The sequence below is a fragment of the Pedobacter sp. GW460-11-11-14-TSB4 genome (genome assembly GCF_059423705.1).
Genome location: NZ_JBWKYI010000021.1, coordinates 14345 through 34399 on the forward strand (window position 1 = coordinate 14345; position 20055 = coordinate 34399).

11 protein-coding genes are annotated in these 20055 nt (G+C 39.7%); 9 read left to right on the top strand and 2 right to left on the bottom strand.

Annotated features, from left to right (window positions below; translation table 11 throughout):
* Positions 1-186 precede the first annotated feature (186 nt).
* The 8 genes from AC07YT_RS18240 (at position 187) to AC07YT_RS18275 (ending at position 14734) form a co-directional block, all read left to right on the top strand.
* A complete protein-coding gene (locus tag AC07YT_RS18240) occupies positions 187-2121 on the top strand; it encodes an alpha-amylase family glycosyl hydrolase (RefSeq protein ID WP_086549074.1) in 1935 nt (644 codons plus the stop codon).
* Positions 2122-2234: 113 nt separating this feature from the next.
* Positions 2235-2789: an RNA polymerase sigma factor gene (locus tag AC07YT_RS18245; protein WP_086549075.1), complete on the top strand. Its 555-nt coding sequence runs from the start codon at positions 2235-2237 to the stop codon at positions 2787-2789.
* A gap of 658 nt (positions 2790-3447) precedes the next feature.
* Positions 3448-4515 carry a FecR family protein gene (locus AC07YT_RS18250; protein WP_086549076.1) on the top strand — a complete coding sequence of 356 codons (1068 nt, stop codon included), beginning with the start codon at positions 3448-3450 and terminating at the stop codon, positions 4513-4515.
* A 187-nt stretch (positions 4516-4702) separates the two neighbouring features.
* Positions 4703-7978 carry a SusC/RagA family TonB-linked outer membrane protein gene (locus tag AC07YT_RS18255; protein ID WP_494945448.1) on the top strand — a complete coding sequence of 1092 codons (3276 nt, stop codon included), beginning with the start codon at positions 4703-4705 and terminating at the stop codon, positions 7976-7978.
* 19 nt (positions 7979-7997) lie between these two features.
* Positions 7998-9578: a SusD/RagB family nutrient-binding outer membrane lipoprotein gene (locus AC07YT_RS18260; RefSeq protein WP_086549499.1), complete on the top strand. Its 1581-nt coding sequence runs from the start codon at positions 7998-8000 to the stop codon at positions 9576-9578.
* A gap of 270 nt (positions 9579-9848) precedes the next feature.
* Positions 9849-12188, top strand: a complete 2340-nt coding sequence (locus tag AC07YT_RS18265; RefSeq protein WP_494945449.1) for a glycoside hydrolase family 20 protein — start codon at positions 9849-9851, stop codon at positions 12186-12188.
* A gap of 427 nt (positions 12189-12615) precedes the next feature.
* Positions 12616-13017 carry a hypothetical protein gene (locus AC07YT_RS18270; protein WP_086549078.1) on the top strand — a complete coding sequence of 134 codons (402 nt, stop codon included), beginning with the start codon at positions 12616-12618 and terminating at the stop codon, positions 13015-13017.
* A gap of 157 nt (positions 13018-13174) precedes the next feature.
* Positions 13175-14734 (top strand): S10 family peptidase, encoded by a 1560-nt coding sequence (locus AC07YT_RS18275; protein ID WP_086549079.1) that lies wholly within the window; start codon positions 13175-13177, stop codon positions 14732-14734.
* Positions 14735-15163: 429 nt separating this feature from the next.
* Here AC07YT_RS18275 and AC07YT_RS18280 read toward each other — a convergent pair whose 3' ends face one another.
* Complete coding sequence (locus tag AC07YT_RS18280) at positions 15164-15451, bottom strand: hypothetical protein (protein WP_086549080.1); 288 nt, start codon at positions 15449-15451, stop codon at positions 15164-15166.
* 127 nt (positions 15452-15578) lie between these two features.
* On the opposite strand from AC07YT_RS18280, the gene AC07YT_RS18285 reads away from it, so the two are divergent.
* The gene (locus AC07YT_RS18285) at positions 15579-16541 is read left to right on the top strand and encodes an acetyl-CoA carboxylase carboxyltransferase subunit alpha (RefSeq protein ID WP_086549081.1); all 963 of its coding nucleotides are present in this window, start codon (positions 15579-15581) and stop codon (positions 16539-16541) included.
* A 275-nt stretch (positions 16542-16816) separates the two neighbouring features.
* Here AC07YT_RS18285 and AC07YT_RS18290 read toward each other — a convergent pair whose 3' ends face one another.
* A complete protein-coding gene (locus AC07YT_RS18290) occupies positions 16817-19858 on the bottom strand; it encodes a DUF2723 domain-containing protein (protein ID WP_086549082.1) in 3042 nt (1013 codons plus the stop codon).
* Positions 19859-20055: the final 197 nt, after the last annotated feature.

The window sequence follows — 20055 nt, forward strand, 5'->3', positions numbered from 1 at the left end:
GGTTTGTGTGCTCACAAACCATTAGCGGGTATTTCGGTTTGTGAGCGCACAGACCGATAGAAAGGTTCGTCATTGAGAGTAGGAACGACTGCCTGTCCCGACTTTTCGGGGAAGCAATCTTAAAGCGATCGTGGTAAGATTGCTTCGGGCCTCGCAATGACGTGAATTAATAAAACCCCTAACCAAATGAAAAAAATAATTTACCGTCTTGGTTCGTGTCTGCACGAAACAAAAAAAGCAAAAAAGATAGTCTATCTATTGCTATTGGTAACAGCGTTCAATACCGCCTGTAAAAAAACATCAACAGATAGCGGTTTGGATCCTTCGCCAACAAACCAAACAGCAGCTTTACCAGCGGGAGCCAAAGATGGGGTGGTATTTATCAATAACGGAACATCGGCTATTGTAACCCTATATGCACCGGGCAAAAAATCAGTTTCCCTCATTGGCGAATTTAACGATTGGTCTGCAGCAACAACACCAATGAAAAATACACCTGATGGCAGTTATTGGTGGGTTCAGGTAGATCATTTAAACCCGAATACAGAATATGCCTACCAGTTTTATGTAGATGGTAACTTAAAGGTTGCCGATCCTTATTGTGAGAAAATACTCGATCCGAACAATGATCAATACATTACTGCCGCGACCTATCCAAACTTAAAAGCCTATCCAGCAGGTAAAACCACAGGTATTGTAAGTGTCATGCAGGCAAATCAGCCAACTTACACCTGGAAAAATGCCAGTTTTGTCCGTCCGGCTAAAGATAACCTGGTCATTTACGAATTGCTCATCCGCGATTTTACCACCGAGCATAATTATACCTCAACCTTAGCCAAACTCGATTATTTAACCGCTTTGGGGATCAATGCCATAGAGCTGATGCCGGTAACCGAATTTGAAGGTAATTTAAGCTGGGGTTATAATCCGTCATTTTATTTTGCACCTGATAAATATTACGGTACCAAAACGGCCTTGCAAAATTTTATCGATGAATGCCATGGCCGTGGCATTGCCGTGATTATGGACATGGTATTGAACCATTCCTTTGGCCAATCGCCTATGGTGCAATTGTATTTCGATGGCTCAAAACCTACTGCAAATAGCCCATGGTTTAATGTTGAGGCTAAACATCCATTTAATGTAGGTTATGATTTTAACCACGAGCATTTAGCGACCAAAAAATTCTCGAAAGATGTGATGAAGTTTTGGATGCAGCAATATAAAATTGATGGTTTCCGTTTCGATCTTTCGAAAGGATTTACGCAAAAGCAATCAACTGATGATGGACAGTTTAGGTTATATGATGCTGGCCGGATTGCGACCTGGAAAGACTATAATGGCTATATCAAAAGTATTGATCCGAATTTCTACGTGATTTTAGAGCATTTTGCTGAAGAATCAGAAGAAAAGGTATTGGCCGATGACGGTATGATGCTGTGGAACAACATGAATTACAACATGAACGAGGCTACAATGGGCTGGTTAGATGGCTCTAATTTTCAATGGGGTTTTTATGCCAATCATGGTTTTACGAAGTCTGAAAATTTGGTTGGTTATGGTGAGAGTCACGATGAAGAGCGGTTGAATTTTAAAAACATCAGCTATGGTAATGCTTCGGGCAGTTATGTAATTAAAGGAAACTTGGCTACTTCGTTAAAAAGAGAAGAACTGGTTGCTGCTTTTCTATTTAGTATCCCCGGACCAAAAATGATCTGGCAGTTTGGTGAATTGGGTTATGATATCAGCATCGATTTTAATGGAAGAACAGGTGAAAAACCAATTAAATGGGATTATTATACCGATCCGAACCGTAAAGCTTTGTACGATGCCTATGCTAAATTGATCAGGTTGAAAAAGAATAACAGCATTTTTAATTCAACAAACTCAAGTTATAACCTGGCTGGTGGAATCAAGTATATTAAACTAATAGAGGGTGCAAATACGGTAGTGGTGGTTGGAAATTTTGATGTGGTAAGCCAGACGGCCAATATTGATTTTGGTTCATCGGGCATTTGGGTCGATGCGGTTGGAAGCAGTATTGACCTTTCATCAAATAGCTATAACAGAACTTTGGCCCCTGGTGAATATCATATTTTCAGCAAAACGGCTTTAAAATAATATTCAAACCTATCAGGTTTTCGAAACCTGATAGGTTTTTTTAATTGATCGAAATCTGTACGTAATAATCTTGTTGTTTTTAGTTAATATTGTGATAACAACTAACAATTTTAATGGATAACAAATTAGCGCATCACTTATTATGGGAACGATTACGGGTTGGCGATAAAGATGCGTTTTTTGATCTCTATGCGGCACTTTATTACCCGCTTGTAAATTTCGGGATCAGGGTTTGTGCCGATGCAGATACTTCCAGTGAAGCTACGGACCTTGTATTTACCACCATTTGGGAGAAACACGAAAGCCTAAGCCGTGTTGATCATGTTGAAGCCTATCTGCGTACCTTCCTTAAACGCAAACTGCTCAGGATTTTAGAAAGGAAGCGCAAAATTAACGATGCACTTTTTAATGCTGGCGCCGATGGTGAGTGGATGGAAATGAGTTACGAAGAGTTTATTGTTAAAGTACAAAGTGATGAACTGGTGCAACATCAGCTTAAAAATGCCCTCGAAAAACTGACCTTTCGCCAAAAACAGCTTATCCATTTGAAGTTTTTTGATGGATTAAGTTATGAACAGATCGCCGAGCAAAGTAATCAGACAATAAAAACAGCCTACAATACCATTTACGATGCGCTTAAAATCCTGAGAAAAGAATTTAATGCGTAAATCTCCGCATTTCGTCATCTCGATTGCAGCGCAGCGGAATGGAGAGATCTTTTGCAGTTAGTTCAATTCCTTTATAAACTTCTGATTTGGGCAGAAAATCTGCGTTAACGATAGGAGCGGCATCCTTTTGGTGATCCTGAGCCAGTTGAAGGAAAGCCAAAAGATACAGCGGATAGCGTGTTAAAACGCCCCAAAAATTAATAACTTAAATTTCTGAAGTCTTTCTATTCTCACAGTCTGCCAGTTTGAGATAGTGGTTTTTATATTTTGAAAACGAACATCCCTGTCTCCGTGGGTGCTATAGTCCCGATATACACTCCAATCTTTTTATTGCAAATAAACGTTATAGTTAAATATGGTTGTAAGCAATAAAAAGGATTTCCGTTTCTACCGCCTGCCTGCTGCAGGCAGGGGTTTAGGAACAACGGGCTGGTGCTACTTGGCGGCTTCCCGTGCAATTGCTTTCCAAAAAACATAAAAACTACTTAAACCTTGAGCGGATCAACTCCTTTGTGTTTCTTAAGCTGCATTCCTGCAAATTAAATTTCTTCATTTAATCTGCTTTCAGCGCATATATTCGGCTGTGTTAAAAAAAAGTTAAAATTTCCTTAGGAAAAAGTAAAGCTTTTGGGCACTGATATATAAAAGGCAAATTAGAATGGTTGATAGAAGTAAATTCAATGCAGAAGATTTTCTTGTCGATAGCACTTTTCAGCAATATTGCGCTGGAACCGACAAGCTTTGCATTGGATATTGGGAGAAGTACGTTAATGCCCACCCCGAGCAGGCTGCAGTAATTGCAGAAGCAAAAAAACTTTATCTGATATTGAGTGGCAATAAACGCCCCTTAACTAAACAGACGGAAAGTTTGAAGGAAAGTATGTTTCCTGAAGAAAAGGTAGTTAAACTGAACCGTTATTTATGGCTTAAAATTGCAGCCGCATTGGTTTTTGTGCTGGGCTCGGTTTTGGTTTACAATAGCTACTTTAATAACAGTAATACCAAAAACGTGGTGCAGGAGGTTTATACTTTTACTACAAAAAGTGGTGAACGTAAAAAAATTAAGCTTCAGGATGGAACATCGGTACTCTTAAACGCAAAAAGTTCTTTATCTGTTACCAAAGGTTTTAACGATCAGTGCAGAGAGGTGACCTTAACAGGCGAGGCTTTTTTTGATGTAGCCCATGATAAAAATAAACCTTTTAAAGTACATACAAGTGATTTTAACATCAATGTACTGGGTACTGCTTTTAATGTGAAAGCTTATCCTGATGAAACAACGTCAGAAGCCACTTTAATTCGTGGCTTAATTACCATGGAGGCGATAAATGGAAATGGCGGAACCATTACTTTAAAACCAAGTCAGAAAGTTACTTTTTACAAAAATGTTGCGCCGCAACAAAAAAGTAAATTGCTTAAGCCTACAGCCTTACAGCCCGAAATTACGATCAATCATTACACCAAGATTAAAGATAGCACCATTGTAGAAACCGCATGGACGCAGAACCGGATCGAAATATACGATCAGGATTTTGATGAGATTAAGAATGTTTTAGAAAAATGGTATAACGTAGAAATTAAGTTTACAGATCCTTCAATAGAAAAATACCGTTTTACGGCAACCATCACCAACGAAAGTATTGAAGAAGTTTTACACGCCTTAAAAGCAACTGAAAATAATTTTAAATATGAGATAAAAGGAAAACAGGTAACCATCTCGAAATAGGAAGATAAAAAGGACGGTGTTGGAGCACCGCCCTTAACAATTTCTCTTTTGATTAATTAATGGCAGTTTATGCGCAAACAGATTGCTGCCAAGAACTTTATGCAACCAAAAAAACAAAAATATGATTTATTATTACTTACTGCAAGGGCGCCCAAAATATAAAGCGCTTCTAAAATTCATTATGCTAATGAAACTAGCCTGTATTATGGTTTTCATTACCTGTCTTAATGTTTCGGCATCGGTTTTTTCTCAGGAAAAAATTTCTTTAGATGTTAAGAAAACAAAGCTAGCCAGGGTATTACAGATTATTGAGCAGCAAAGCAGTTACCATTTTGTTTACAGCTCTTCTTACGTTCCCGTAAATAAGGATGTAAGCATTACTGTAACCAATACTTTGGTTACTGACGTATTGGCTGCCATTTTAAACAGAACGAACCTGAAATATTCTGTTTCTGATGGTGGCTTGATTGTCATTAGCAAAAATAAAGAAGTCCCGATTTCGGGAACAGTTAAAGATGCACTTGGAGGTGCTTTACCTGGTGCAAGCGTTAGGGTTAAAGGAACAGGTATTGGTACTTCTACCGATGTAAACGGTAAATTTGCTTTAAATGCTCCTGAAAATGCTACGCTGGTTATTTCTTATGCTGGTTTTCAAACCAGGGAAATTGCTATCGGTTCACAAACCAATATCGATGTTGTACTCTCAGAAGATACCAAACAGCTTACTGATGTGGTGGTTACGGCTTTAGGCATCAAAAAAGAAAGAAGGGCCCTGGGTTATTCGGTAACACAGATTGGTGGTGAAACCTTAACACAGGCCCGCGAAAATAACATTACCAACTCTTTGGTGGGTAAAGTAGCAGGTTTGGATATCGCCGGTACTTCTGGAGGTGCAGGGGCAGCCACCAATGTGACTATCCGTGGTGTTTCCAGTTTAGGCCCATCAAGTCAGCCATTGTATGTGGTAAATGGTATTCCAATGGAAAGTGCACCGGTTGGTTTTGGAAGCACCATTGGTATTGGTAATAATGGAGGTCAATACGATAATGCACCAGATTTAGGCGATGCGATTAGCAACTTAAATCCTGATGATATTGAGAGTATTTCGGTATTGAAGGGCGCTGCAGCTTCTGCACTTTATGGTAATAGGGCCAAAGCAGGTGTAATTTTGATTACCACCAAAAGTGGAAAAGGGAACAATATTGAGTTTAGCAGTAATTATGTTGCCGAGCAGGTGATGGATAGAACCAACTGGCAATATATATACGGACAAGGTGTAAACGGCCAGAAACCAGCTACGCAACTGGCTGCTGCTTCTACCGGAAGTTCGAGCTGGGGTGCCAGGTTAGATGGTTCTAATGTGGTTCAGTTTGACGGGGTAAGCAGACCTTATTCTGCTCAGGAGGATAACATTGAAGATTTTTACAGAACAGGAGGAACTTTTACCAACACCCTGGCCTTAAACAAATCGTTTACGGGTGGAGTAATGCGCTTATCGGCAAGCGATTTAACCAATAGGTCGGTTGTACCTAACTCGGGTTTAAACAGACAAAATTTTACCCTCTCTGGTACTTTCGATCCAATCAAGAACCTGGTGATTGATGCCCGTTTCAACTATATTTTAGAACAGGCCAAAAACAGGCCGATGGTTTCAGATGGTGCAGGTAATGCCAATTATAATGCCGCATTTTTGCCAACTAGTGTAAATATTGAAACACTAAAGCCGGGTAAAAAACCTGATGGAACGGAGCTTTCATACAATACCGGTAATACCTATGCAACCAATCCCTGGTTTGCAGCTTATGATTTTATACACAATACCAAAAGAGAACGTTTATTAAGCTCTATCAGTGCAAAATATACCTTCGATAACGGATTGTTTTTACAGGCGCGTGCAGGTAGAGATTCTTACAACGATAATTACGTTGCGGTTACGCCGTCTGGTACAGCTTATGATGCTGACGGAGGTTACACCGAACAGATCAGTAAATTCTCCGATATCAATGTAGATGCATTAATTGGTAAATCTTTTAAAATAGATGATTTCTCCATTACCCCTAATTTTGGAGCAAGTTATCGTCGTACCAAAGGTTCAGGAACCACCAATACCGGCGGATCTTTCCAGATTTTTGGCGTTTATAATTTAGCCAATACCGGAGGTAAAGCAGTTGCTGTTTATCAGACCGATCAGGAAACTCAATCGGTTTATGGAACGTTAGAAGTAACCTATAAAGATATTTTATATTTAACAGGAAGCGCACGTAACGATTGGTTTTCTACATTGGCAACACCGGGAAGAGATAATAAATTAAATACGATTTATCCATCCATAAGTGGTTCATTCGTTTTCACCGAATTATGGAAACCTTCTTTCTTAAGCTTTGGTAAATTAAGGGCGGGTTATGCAAACGTTGGGCAGGCAACTACCCCTTTCCAAACACAGCTTTATTATAATTTACGTAGTGAAACCATTAATGGTAGCTCGCTCGGAAATATTGTAAATGCTGCAATCCCGAATGCTACTTTAAAAGCATCTAGTGCCAGTGAGCTGGAAGTTGGTACGGAAATGAGGTTTTTTGGCGATCGCCTTAGTGTAGATTTTACCTGGTACAATAAAAAATCGAAAGATGAAATCCTTGCTGTTCCTACTTCAACTACAACCGGTTATAACGGCGCATTTTTAAATATTGGTAAGTTGCAAAACCGTGGGGTTGAAGCCTTAGTGTCAGGCGTTGTTTTAAAAAATAAAGATTTCAGCTGGACCTCAACCATAAATGGTTCATATAACGATAACAAGGTAATTACATTGGCACCAGGTACCGCCTCGCAACCTTTGGCAACCTCCAGAAGTAATGTTGGTTTCTTACAAAACCTGGAAGGACTGGCTATTGCACAGATAATGGCTTACGATTATAAATATGATGCCAATGGCAATATTATAAAAGATACCAACGGTATTCCGGAAAGAGGAGACTTGAAACCTTATGGCTCAGCCTATAACAAGTGGACTGCTGGTTGGAACAACGAGTTTAACTATAAAGGCATTAACTTTTCATTCCTGATAGATGGTAAATGGGGCGGTAAAATTTTCTCTGCAACTGATTATTATGGTTATGTGTTTGGCTTGCACCAGGCTACGCTGGAAAACCGCGATGCTCTAGGCATAAATGCAGCAAATTATTACAGCACTTTCGCCAATAATGTATCAAAACAGTTTGTTCAGGATGCCAGTTTTATCAAATTCAGACAGGTTATTCTGGGTTATAATTTCCCTGGAAAACTGTTCAATAATAAGATTAAAGGTTTAAATGTGAGTTTTGTTGGTCGTAATTTATTCATCCTGATGAAGAAAACAGACAACATCGATCCCGAGTCGAGCTATAATGCAACCATTCCGGGTATGGAGCTGGGCGGAGTACCACCGGTGCGCACCTACGGTTTAAATTTAAGTGTTAAGTTATAATCCTTTAAACGAATTGAAAATGAAAACGATCATAAAATTATACGTACCACTTTTATTATCTGGATTAGCCCTGATAGCTGGTTGTACCAAAGACTTTGAAAAAATTAATACAGATCCAACCTCAGTTGGACAAGAGCAATACAATCCGAACTTTCTTTTATCTACAGCCCAGTTAAATTATACCGGAAGCATCGATTTTGCTTACGAAACCTGGCGGGGAAATTTAATCTATGCTTCTACCATGATGCAGGGCATGTCGTCGGTAATTGGTTATTGGGCAGGTGATAAATATATGCTTAATGAAGGTTACACAGCAGCTTATTGGGAGAAAGCTTATCCTGATCAGGTTAAATATGCTGCAGATTTAGTGGAGTTTACCAAAGGAAAAAACCAATATAATAACGTTTATCAGATGGGTAGAATCTGGAAAGCCCTGATTTTTGAGCGATTAACAGACTTATATGGCGATATACCTTATTTTGATGCAGGAAGAGGCTATTATACGGCAAATTTATATCCTAAATATGATGCACAACAAGCCATTTATACCGATCTGTTAAAAGAGGTTGATGAAGCGAGTACTGCCTTAAATGCCAGTGGTGATAAAGTAACAGGCGATCTTGTTTTCGCCGGCGACATTGCAAAGTGGAAACGTTTTGGAAATAGTTTGATGTTACGTATGGCCATGAGGTTAACCAAGGCTGATGCTACTCTGGCCCAGACCTACATCAATAAAGCAGTTGGTAAAACCATGACAGGCGATGCAGATAATGCTTTATTTAAACATGATAGCAATGGTGCCCGTGTAACACAGAACAGAAATGCACAGGTTTTATTGGGCGATGGTGGTCAGGAGAATTATTACACCAGGTGGAGCAGTACCTTCATCAATTATTTAAAAACAAATAACGACCCACGTTTAGGCAAGGTAGCGGTAACCAAGTTATATTTAACGGATGGGACCAAGGATCAGAACCCTGCTTTCGTTACGAATCCTGCGGTGCAAAAAGGAATGCCTAATGGTAAAGATTTAAGTGGTATTGCAGGAAGAGATGTTCGTCAGGATCCTTCTTACACTGATTTTACAGATTATTCTTCTCCAAATCCAGGTATGTTAAAAAGAGATGGCAACACTTTTATCCTCACCTATGCCGAAACAGAACTGCTATGGGCAGAGGCGGCACAACGTTATGGTATTGGTGGTTCGGCAGCTACACATTATAATGCTGGTGTAACTTCTGCAATGACCTATCTTTCTCAATATGATGCATCAATGGCTATAAGTGGAACCGATGCTGCGGCTTATTTAACCGCCCATCCATATGTAGCGGCCAATGGTTTAGAGATGATTGGCACCCAATACTGGGCGCATACCATTACCATGCTCGATTTTTATGAAGCCTGGTCGAACTGGAGAAGAACAGGTATCCCTGCGCTGGTACCTATTGTATATCCGAACACCAACACGGGCGGTTCAATTCCACGTCGTTTTCCTTACCCACTTTTCGAAGGGGTTACCAATGCCGTAAACTATAAAGCGGCATCAGCAGCTGTTCCGGGAGGCGATAAGCTGGTGGGAAAAGTATGGTGGGATAAATAAAATAATTAATATCATCCCGATTTTTACCAGCCGATATTGCATTTTGCAATGTCGGCTTTTTTTATGGTCTGTATTTTAGGCCCATCCATTTGCGATAATGATCAACTTGTTAAAGTTCTATATTCATCAAACGTTTGCGCGAAACTTGCTTGAGCGTATCAAAAAGTTTAGTTTATCTTTAACTCACATGAGCACCATCTTCAGCATTAAAACTGTGATCTGCTCAACAGAATAAGCTAAACGCTAATAATATTAATTCAGTATTTACACATGAAAAGCATGCTATTTACGGTTGGTTTCATTATCACCGCTCAAAGTCTTTTATTCGGTCAAACCGACAGCACGGTTATTAAATCAGTGCCTAATATTAAAGAACTAAAAGCCGGCGATAAGAAAGTTGTTTTCCCCGAAAGCCCGAAAGGTTATTCGCTGGTATTCAAAGGAAGTAACCGCACCCCGATTATCGATGAATCTGGAAGCATAACCACGCCTTTGGTGGCAACAAATGTCAACTTGTACTTCCAGCTGGTTAGTCAGGTAAGCGATTCGATAAAATATGATGTATCCAGGCAGGTTGTTGTTCCAGGCAAATTCTCTGATTCGGGTGTTAACCCACAACCCTTTGTAATTCCTGCCTTGCGCGAATGGCATGGCGGCAAGGGTGAGTTATTTTTAACGGCCACCAGCAGAATTGTTTTAAATGCAGCGAATGAAAAACAATTGCAAAACGCTGCCAATATTTTAAAACAAGAACTGAAAGATCAGTTAGGTTTTAACCTGTTAATTGTGAAAGGTAAGCCTAAAAAGGGAGATGTTTTTTTAACCTTAAACGCAAATGATAAAAGCATTGGCGAAGAAGGTTATTACTTTGATACAGATGAATATGTTACCATCAGTGCAGTAAAATATCAAGGATTATTCTGGGGAACGAGAACTTTATTACAGTTATTGGAGCAGAAAAATGCCATTCCAAAAGGATTAGCAAGAGATTATCCAGAGTTTAAAGTCCGCGGATTTGTACTCGATGTAGGCCGTAAGTTCTTTAGCCTTCAGTTTTTAAGAGATTATGTGAAATTCATGTCGTATTACAAATTGAACGATTTTCAGATTCATTTGAATGATAATGGCTTTAAAAAATATTTCAACGATAACTGGGCCGATACCTATTCGGCTTTCCGTTTAGAAAATACAACCTATCCGGGGTTAACCGCAAAAGACGGTTCCTATACCAAAAAGGAATTTATAGCATTACAACAACTGGCCGATCAGTATGCTGTTCGCATTATTCCAGAAATTGATGCACCAGCACATGCACTGGCCTTTACCAAAGTGGTTCCCGAAATTGGCAGTAAAGCATATGGTATGGACCATCTCGATCTCCATAATCCACTTAGTTATACGGTTATGGAAAATGTGTTTAAAGAATATATTTCTGGTAGCACACCCGTGTTTACCGGTAAAGCAGTTCACATTGGTACCGATGAATATGCTAAAAAAGATGCCGAAGTTTTTAGGGCTTTTACCGATCGCATGATTAAATACGTAGAAGGTTTTGGGAAAGATGTAAGGCTTTGGGGAGCGTTAACCCATGCAAAGGGTACTACTCCTGTTAAAGTAGAAAATGTGGTGATGAATACCTGGTACAATGGTTATGCAAATCCTATTGAAATGAAGAAACTGGGCTATAAGCAAATTAGTACGCCTGATGGATGGTTGTATATTGTACCGGCAGCGGGCTACTACTACGATTACCTGAATATTAAAAATCTTTATAATAAATGGACGCCTTCGATGATTGGAAACGTTCAGTTCCCATCAGGCGATCCGACCATATTAGGTGGTTCTTTTGCCGTATGGAATGATATTGTAGGCAACGGAATTACAGAGAAGGATGTACACGACAGGGTATTCCCGGCAATGCAGGTGTTAGCACAAAAAATGTGGGGAGGCAGTAATACCACTTTAAAGTTCGATGATTTTAATGTGTTGAGCAAAAAGATAGGAGAAGGACCCTCGTTAAATATAAGTGGAAAGTTATCTAAAAACGATGTGCCATTTACAGCTCAATTTAATTTTGATAAAAAGGATAATCAGATCAAAACCACTGGCGCGGCATATGCAGAAGGATATGCAAAAAATGCGTTATCATTTTCAGGAAAGGATAGTTACGCCAGGTTGCCTTACACTGAAATAGGATATAACTATACGGTTTCTTTTTGGGTAAATCCTGCAAATAACAATGCAGATGGTGCAGTGTTATTCAAATCGCCTAATGCAACTGTAAAATTAAAACAAACAGGTACCGGTAAACTTGGCTTTTCAAGGGAGGGTTATGATATCGATTTCGGATATGTTTTACCTGAAAATAGCTGGACCCACGTAGTGATAACCGGAACCAATAAGGGTACTAGTCTTTATGTAAATGGCAAACTTGAAAAACGCTTGTACGATAACTGGATCACGTTTACGGATAAAGACAAAACGAAAGTACGTAAATCGGAAACTTTGTTTTTTCCGCTTCAAACCGTAGGTGGATTTAAAGGGAAGATAGATGAATTACAGGTTTGGAACAAGGTATTATCAGATGAAGAGATCCTGGCCTTAAAATGATAAAAAAGAATTAAACAATACCCGTCTCGATTAAATTAGTTTTTACCAGCCGATACCGCATTTGCGGTATCGGCTTTTTTGTTCTGCATATTTCGGATAACATTTTAGGCAAACGTTTGTGCTGTACCAATTTCCGGCTTTATTTTCTGATGCTTAAACCCTATCTAAACTGTAATATTAAACAGTCGCAGGTGTTTGATTTGGTTGTATTTTTTGATTTTGTATCCTCTTATTAATCAAACGTTTGCGCGTTGATTCGGAAAAATATCTTCGCTGCAAACCATTATCTTTAATTAACAGGCTGCGATATCACCACGTAATTTAATGTTTGTTCATTTTAACTACCTTGGTAAGATTGTAGTTGTATTTTCTGGCGCAATACACAAATGATTTTTAATTAATATTTAACCAATTTAAACCAAAGAAAATGAAAAAAACAATTGCTTTACTAGTCGCTACCTTAGCTTTTACCGTTTGTCTGTTTAGTAGTTTTACGCCCGAAAAAGTAGCCCTTGCTCCAAAAAAGGTGATGCGTAGAGGTGTAGTTACGGTTACTAAAAATTTTACCACCAGTAATGGACTGGCTGCTGTGGCAACACTTCAGTATACTACAGGTCAGGTATATAACAGCATCACCGTAACCATACAGGGAGAAGGTAACGTTCCGTTAACTTCGGTATCACATTCCTCAGGCCCGATTTATGCCGATACTTTTGAAGGTTACAAAGCCGGATCTTATTATGAATATTTTGTAGATGTATTGGTTACCGGAAACCAAACTATAGGCTGGCAAATTGCAGATGCAAGCGCCGAAGCGGTTGTTATTTAAATTGTAAGCCTAAATAAAGAGTCTACTGCTTCATAGCAGCAGTTTTTTGCAGAACCGGCATTGCCAAAAGCAGTGCTGGTTTTTTTATGGTAACATTTCTAATGCGCTTTTTGATAAACGCCACAATAGTTTGATATTTAGGAACCAAACCAAAACGATGAAATTCAGATTTATACTTGCTACATTTTTAAGCGTAAGCGCTTTTGCCTATGCACAACAGGGGCCAAGAAAAAGCCAATCTAAAGAAACTGTAACCACCACCCAGGTTACCGTTAAAGACGAGCCAAAATCTTCGGCAAACGAAAGAACCATTAAAGTGGAGAGCTCGGTAGTTACCAATCACGCGGTAACCATTGATGGTAAATCCGTTCCGTATAAGGCTACAACAGGTACGCTGCCCGTTTGGGATGAAGACGGAAAACCGATTGCAGGTTTGTTTTATACTTATTACGAACGCAGCGATGTGCAAAATCGTGATAAGCGACCTTTAGTCATCTCTTTTAACGGTGGCCCGGGCTCGGCTTCAGTGTGGATGCATATTGCCTATACGGGTCCTGTGGTTTTGAATATTGATGATGAAGGTTATCCTGTACAACCTTATGGTTATAAAGAAAATCCATATTCTATTTTAGATGTTGCCGATATTATCTACATCGATCCGGTTAACACCGGCTATTCGAGAGCAGTAAGTAAAGATATTCCCACCAATAAGTTTTTTGGGGTGCGTGCCGATATCAAATACCTGGCCGAGTGGATCAATACTTTTGTAACGCGCAACAACCGATGGGCCTCTCCAAAATTTTTAATTGGCGAAAGTTATGGTACCACACGTGTTTCGGGCTTGGCTTTAGAGCTGCAGAACAGCCAGTGGATGTATTTAAATGGTGTGGTATTGGTTTCGCCAACCGAACTCGGTATTGAACGGAGCGGTCCTGTTGATGCGGCTTTGCGTTTGCCGTATTTTGCTGCTACAGCCTGGTACCATAAAGCTTTGGCCGCCGATTTACAAGCTAAAGATTTAACGGCGATGCTTCCGGAAGTGGAAAGTTTTACCATTAATGAATTGATCCCCGCTATTTCGCAGGGTGGAATGTTGAGCGCCGATAAAAAGAAAGCCATTGCCGTGAAAATGGCCCGTTACGCTGGGCTTTCAGAAAAAGTGATATTAGATTATAACCTCAATGTACCAACCGATTTCTTTTGGAAAGAATTGTTGAGGGATAAAGGTTTTACGGTGGGCAGGTTAGATTCGCGCTACCGTGGTATCGACAAAATGAGTGCCGGCGAAGGACCGGATTATAATGCAGAACTAACTTCCTGGCTGCATTCATTTACGCCAGCCATCAATATGTACATCCGTAATGAGCTGAATTATAAAACCGATTTGAAATACAATATGTTTGGCTCAGTTTATCCATGGGATCAAACTGGCAATCAAACCGGCGATAACCTCCGTCAGGCCATGGCACAGAATCCATATCTGCATTTATTGGTGCAATCGGGTTATTACGACGGGGCCTGCGATTATTTCAACGCGAAATACAGCATGTGGCAGTTAGATGCTGCGGGTAAGTTGCAGGATAGAATGAAATGGGAAGGTTACCGTAGCGGCCATATGATGTACCTACGTAAGGATGACCTGAAAACGGCTAATAACCATATCCGTGAGTTTATTAAAAAAGCATTACCAAAGCCTGGCGAAGCCGCTAAGTTCTAAGATTTTAGAGTTGACAACTTTTAATAGCAATGTGTATAGGAAGTTGTCAACTCTCTTAGCCAAAGCTCTTACCTAAGAGACTCTTTTTTTTGGAGCGCAGAGGCAGTACAATAATTAACGTTCGTCCTGCTTTGCGCTTCGATCTTTTTTGCCCTTTCACTTCGTCCAGGCTGACAAAAAAGGATCTCCGCTTCAATCAGGGCTAGATGGGTTGGGCCGGGGGCACGGAAAACCCTCATCGATGCAAGAACAGGTGTAATCTAAACCTGACAGCCGCGATAGCCCAGATTTAAGCACGGTCTGTTGTTTTTATGGTGTGCTTGCTTATTTCACAGGTTTCATCTGGGCTAAAGCAAATGGCAGGACTGTTCTAACCGAAGCGCTACAGGAATTGCTTTCCAAACCCTAATTTAAAGTGTATAAATTCTTTTAATGTGTCAACACTTTTTGATTAATTTGAAGCGCAGCTGCAGCATAAATATTATCGTTTGTCCTGCTTTGCGCTCCGATCTTTTTTGCAGTTCCACTCTGCTCAGGCTGACAAAAAAGGATCTCCGCTTCAATCAGGGCTAGATGGGTTGGGCAGTGGCATGGAAAACCCTCATCGGTGCAAAAACAGGTGTAATCTAAACCTGATCGTACGGATGCCGATTTTTCGTCGGCAGTAGGAAGAGCAGGACGGAACCTAACCCAATAACCACTGAAACTGCTTTCCAAAAAAAATAAATCATATATATAGCGTTCTTTTATCGGCCTTGCTAAAGCGATTTATTCCCTCCAAAAATGCAAACGAAAAACTGTTGGTTACAAACTAAAAATAATTACTTATTTTTGTGGTTCAATTATGCAGCAAATAAAAACATCATTCGATTTTGAAAAACCTATTGCCGATTTAGTTCAGCAGATAGAAAAGGTTAAGCAAGTTGCCGAAAAAACTAAGGTAGATATGTCTGCCACGTTAGACGAGCTTGATGGTAAATTAGATGAAACTACCAATAACTTATATAAAAATTTAACCGGTTGGAACAAGGTTCAGATGAGCCGTCACCCTGATCGCCCGCAAACCCTTGATTATATCAATATGATCTGTGATGATTTTATTGAAATGCATGGCGATAGAACGGTTAAAGATGATAAGGCAATTATTGGCGGTTTTGCTTCTATAAATGGTCAAACGGTAATGGTTATCGGTCACCAGAAAGGTAAAAATACCAAAGAGCGTCAGTTTCGCAATTTCGGTATGGCCAACCCTGAAGGTTATCGTAAAGCATTACGTTTAATGCGCTTGGCAGAAAAATTTAATAAACCGGTTGTTTCTTTTATCGATACGATGGGTGCTTACCCTGGTTTAGAGGCAGAAGAACGCGGACAGGGTGAGGCGATTGCCAGAAACTTACTGGAAATGTCTATTCTACGAGTACCCATTATCTGTATCGTTGTAGGCGAAGGTGCTTCCGGAGGTGCTTTAGGTATCGGTATCGGCGATAAGGTTTATATGTTAGAACACACTTGGTACTCGGTAATTTCTCCTGAATCTTGTTCATCTATTTTATGGAGAAGCTGGGATTTTAAAGAGAAAGCTGCTGAATGTTTGAAATTAACTTCTGATGATATGTTTGGCAACAAGCTAATCGATGGCATTATTCCAGAACCGCTTGGAGGTGCACACCAGGATCCGGAGTTAATGGGCCGAACTTTAAAAGATTACCTTGTTAAAGATTTAGCGGCATTGGGTAAATTAAAAACGGATAAACTGATTGAACAAAGAATTGAAAAATTCTGTGCAATGGGTGTAGTAAACGAATAATCATTAACTAAAATAAATTTGAATCCTGTTTGGCCATGCTGAACAGGATTTTTTTTGTTACTGAAATCCATCTATAAACACCACATATATTTAGCCCCGTCATGCTGAATTTATTTCAGCATCTATCAATGCGGTAAAGACCCTGAAATAAATTCAGGGTGACGTATCTCGCGATATCTTAAACCTATCAGGTTTTTAAAACCTGATAGGTTTGGTCAACAAAAAAGCAGCTACAAATTAATGCAGCTGCTTTGTAAGTTATTGTTCAGATTCGTTTACTGTTGCGGTCCCTGTTGTGGGAAGAACATCGACAAACGACTTTCTAAACTGTTAAATGTTTTCTGCAGCTTATCGCTCAATTTATCCTGACCTGCAGCTTTACTGGTTTTAATCATTCTGTCCAGGTAGTATAATCCGGTTTGAATGTTCTGCGAGCCGGTTAAACCTTTTGATTGTGAAATATCAGCCAGGTAGTTTAATTCCTTGTTGATATAATCGCCAGATTTGTCTAAAATATCATTGGCTCGGGCAGTTTCGCCTAGTTTATATAAGTTTTCAGCCATGTAGAATTTCACTACAACTGTACGGATGCCGAAGAATTTATCAGGCATTACCGCAAAATATTTATCGACTACTTTTTTGGCATCAGCAATTTTACCTTCTTTAATTAAGCTGTTGGTTAAGCTACTGAAGATATTAGTGAAAATGAAAGTATCGTCTGATGATTGCGGATCTAAATATTTAGCGGTTTTCATATTTCCCCACTTAAATTTAGTCATCACATTATTATACAGAACAGGCGTATTCAATTGCTCTGGTCTATCTTCCGATGCCGTAGTGTCGGCTTTAAGCGGCAATAAACGCATTGCTAAACCTTCGCTGTATAAATACTTATCTAAGCCATTATATTGCTCAGAAGGCACGGTAGAAGCAAAATAAATCGGGCGTTTCCAGTTGTTATGTGCCAGGATATCGAACATAGCCAAAGTTCCTTTAGTTACATAACCCTTATTAAACTTCCAATCCATTGTGGTTGTGATTTTTGAAGCATCGGCTGCAGGTACTGTTCCTGTACTGATTACTTGCTGTGGATCTACCGTAATTTTAAGGTTTTTAGTTGGCAGGAAGTTAGATTTTGATCCATCCTGCATCGGTACTTTATCGCTCTCATCGTTTGATAACAATAAATCAACTACGTTTTTAAGCTCAATACTACCTGCAATTTTGTAATCATCGTATGGCATTACATCCCTTTCGCCCTGTACATACTGCTCAGGTTTCATCGAAATTGGCAATGGAGCCGATTCATTTTGTTTTTGTCTCAGGCCATTGATGTACCAATCTGTATCGAATAAACTTAAGTTTACGATACGTACATCAGGACGAACATTTTCTACCTCCTGGATATACCAAAGTGGGTAGGTATCATTATCGCCGTAAGTAAATAAGATGGCATTTGGCGCACAAGATTGTAAATAATCTAAAGCAATATCGTGTGGAACCAGTTTCGTAGAACGGTCATGGTCATCCCATCCCTGCTCGGCCATAATTACCGGTGCAGCTAATAATCCAATCACCGTGGCACCAATGGCACCGGCAGTTGGGGTTAGTTTTTTAAACAGCCATTCTTTAATGGCGAGTGCACCAAGTCCGATCCATATCGCAAAGGCATAGAACGATCCAACATAAGCATAATCCCTTTCGCGGGGCTCTAATGGCTTCTGATTTAAGTATAATACAATGGCAATACCCGTGAAGAAGAATAATAAGGCCACTACTCCGGCATCTTTCTGGTTGCGTTTGAAATGCCACAGGGCACCAATAACACCTAAAATTAATGGTAGAAAGAAGAAGCGGTTATATGCTTTATTATCAACTGTTGAAGGCGGCAGATTGGTTTGGTTACCTCTCAACATGGCATCAATTGGTTTAATGCCGCTAATCCAGGTGCCCTCATGTCCGCTACCCTGACCTTGCTCATCATTCTGACGGCCGGCAAAATTCCACATGAAATAACGCATGTACATGTAGCCAATCTGATAGCTAAACAAGAAACCGACGTTATCCACCAGATTAGGGTTTTTAGAATCGTCTAAGCGCATCCATTCTTTATAAAAAGCGGCATGTTTAGGGTCATCGCTATACATACGTGGCAACAAAGTATTGTTGTTATACTCGTAGTCGGTTTTTTTACCCGCTACCTCGTACTTGTCTTTTCCTTTTCTCCAGATGGTTTTACCTTCAGTTACACCTACTCTTTCAGAGTTATAATTCGGGCCATAACCCAATGGCCTGTCGCCATATTGCTCACGGTTTAGGTAACTTAAGAAAGAGAAAGCATCTTTAGGTGCGCTGTTATTTAAGTTCGGGTCTGCCTTTGCCCTGATGATGATCATCGAGAAAGATGCATAACCGAAAATGATTAATACGGTAGAGATTAAACCTAAGTTTAATAATTTCTTTTGGTGTTGGATCGAATAGCGGATTCCCCAAACCAGGGCGCCGATTAATAAAATGGCGAAGAATAAAACACCCGTTCCAAAACCCAGACCTAATGTATTTACAAAGAATAAATCGAAATAAGCACCGAATGAAACCAGGTATTGGATAATACCATATTGGATTACCGCTAAGATTAAAATACCAACAACAAGGGTTTTGATAATTCCGGTTGGGGTTGCTTTATCGGTTCTTTTGAAATAATAAATGAAAGCAAGTGCCGGGATGGTTAACAAGTTTAACAAGTGGATACCAATTGATAAACCCATAATATAGGCAATAAACAATAACCAGCGATCGGCACGTGGCTCATCGGCATGTGCTTCCCATTTAAGGATAGCCCAGAATACAATCGCCGTGAATAATGATGATTGTGCATAAACCTCCGATTCTACTGCCGAAAACCAAAAACTATCAGAGAAAGTATAAGCCAGCGCACCAACGGCACCTGCACCCATAATACTGATTAATTTGCCGGTCGTTAATTCCTCACCAGCTTTCAACACTGTTTTTTTAGCCAATGCGGTGATGGTCCAAAATAAGAATAAGATAGTTGCCCCGCTCGAAACAGCCGAACCTACATTCATCCAGTAAGCGATTTTGGTCAAATCTCCAGCTGCAAAAATGGAGAAGAAACGTTGGATCATTAAGAATAGAGGCGCACCAGGCTGGTGAACCACCTGCATTCTAAATGCCGATGCGATAAATTCACCGCAATCCCAAAAACTGGCAGAAGGCTCTAAGGTTAAAACGTAAGTTAGTGTAGCAATTAAAAAGCAGATCCAGCCTACTATATTATTAACTTTTGAATAATTCATTGGTTTGTTTAATGATATTAAAAATTGTTTTCACATAAAAATGCTGCCGAAATTAACTATTCTAGTCGATAAAACAGGTAAATTTTTGGATTGATTTAACAATTTTTAACGGCTTAAGGCCTTTAACATAAAGGATTTTAATTTATATGGGAAGCAAAAACCCATAAGCAGAAAGATGAAATCTGCCTATGGGTTAA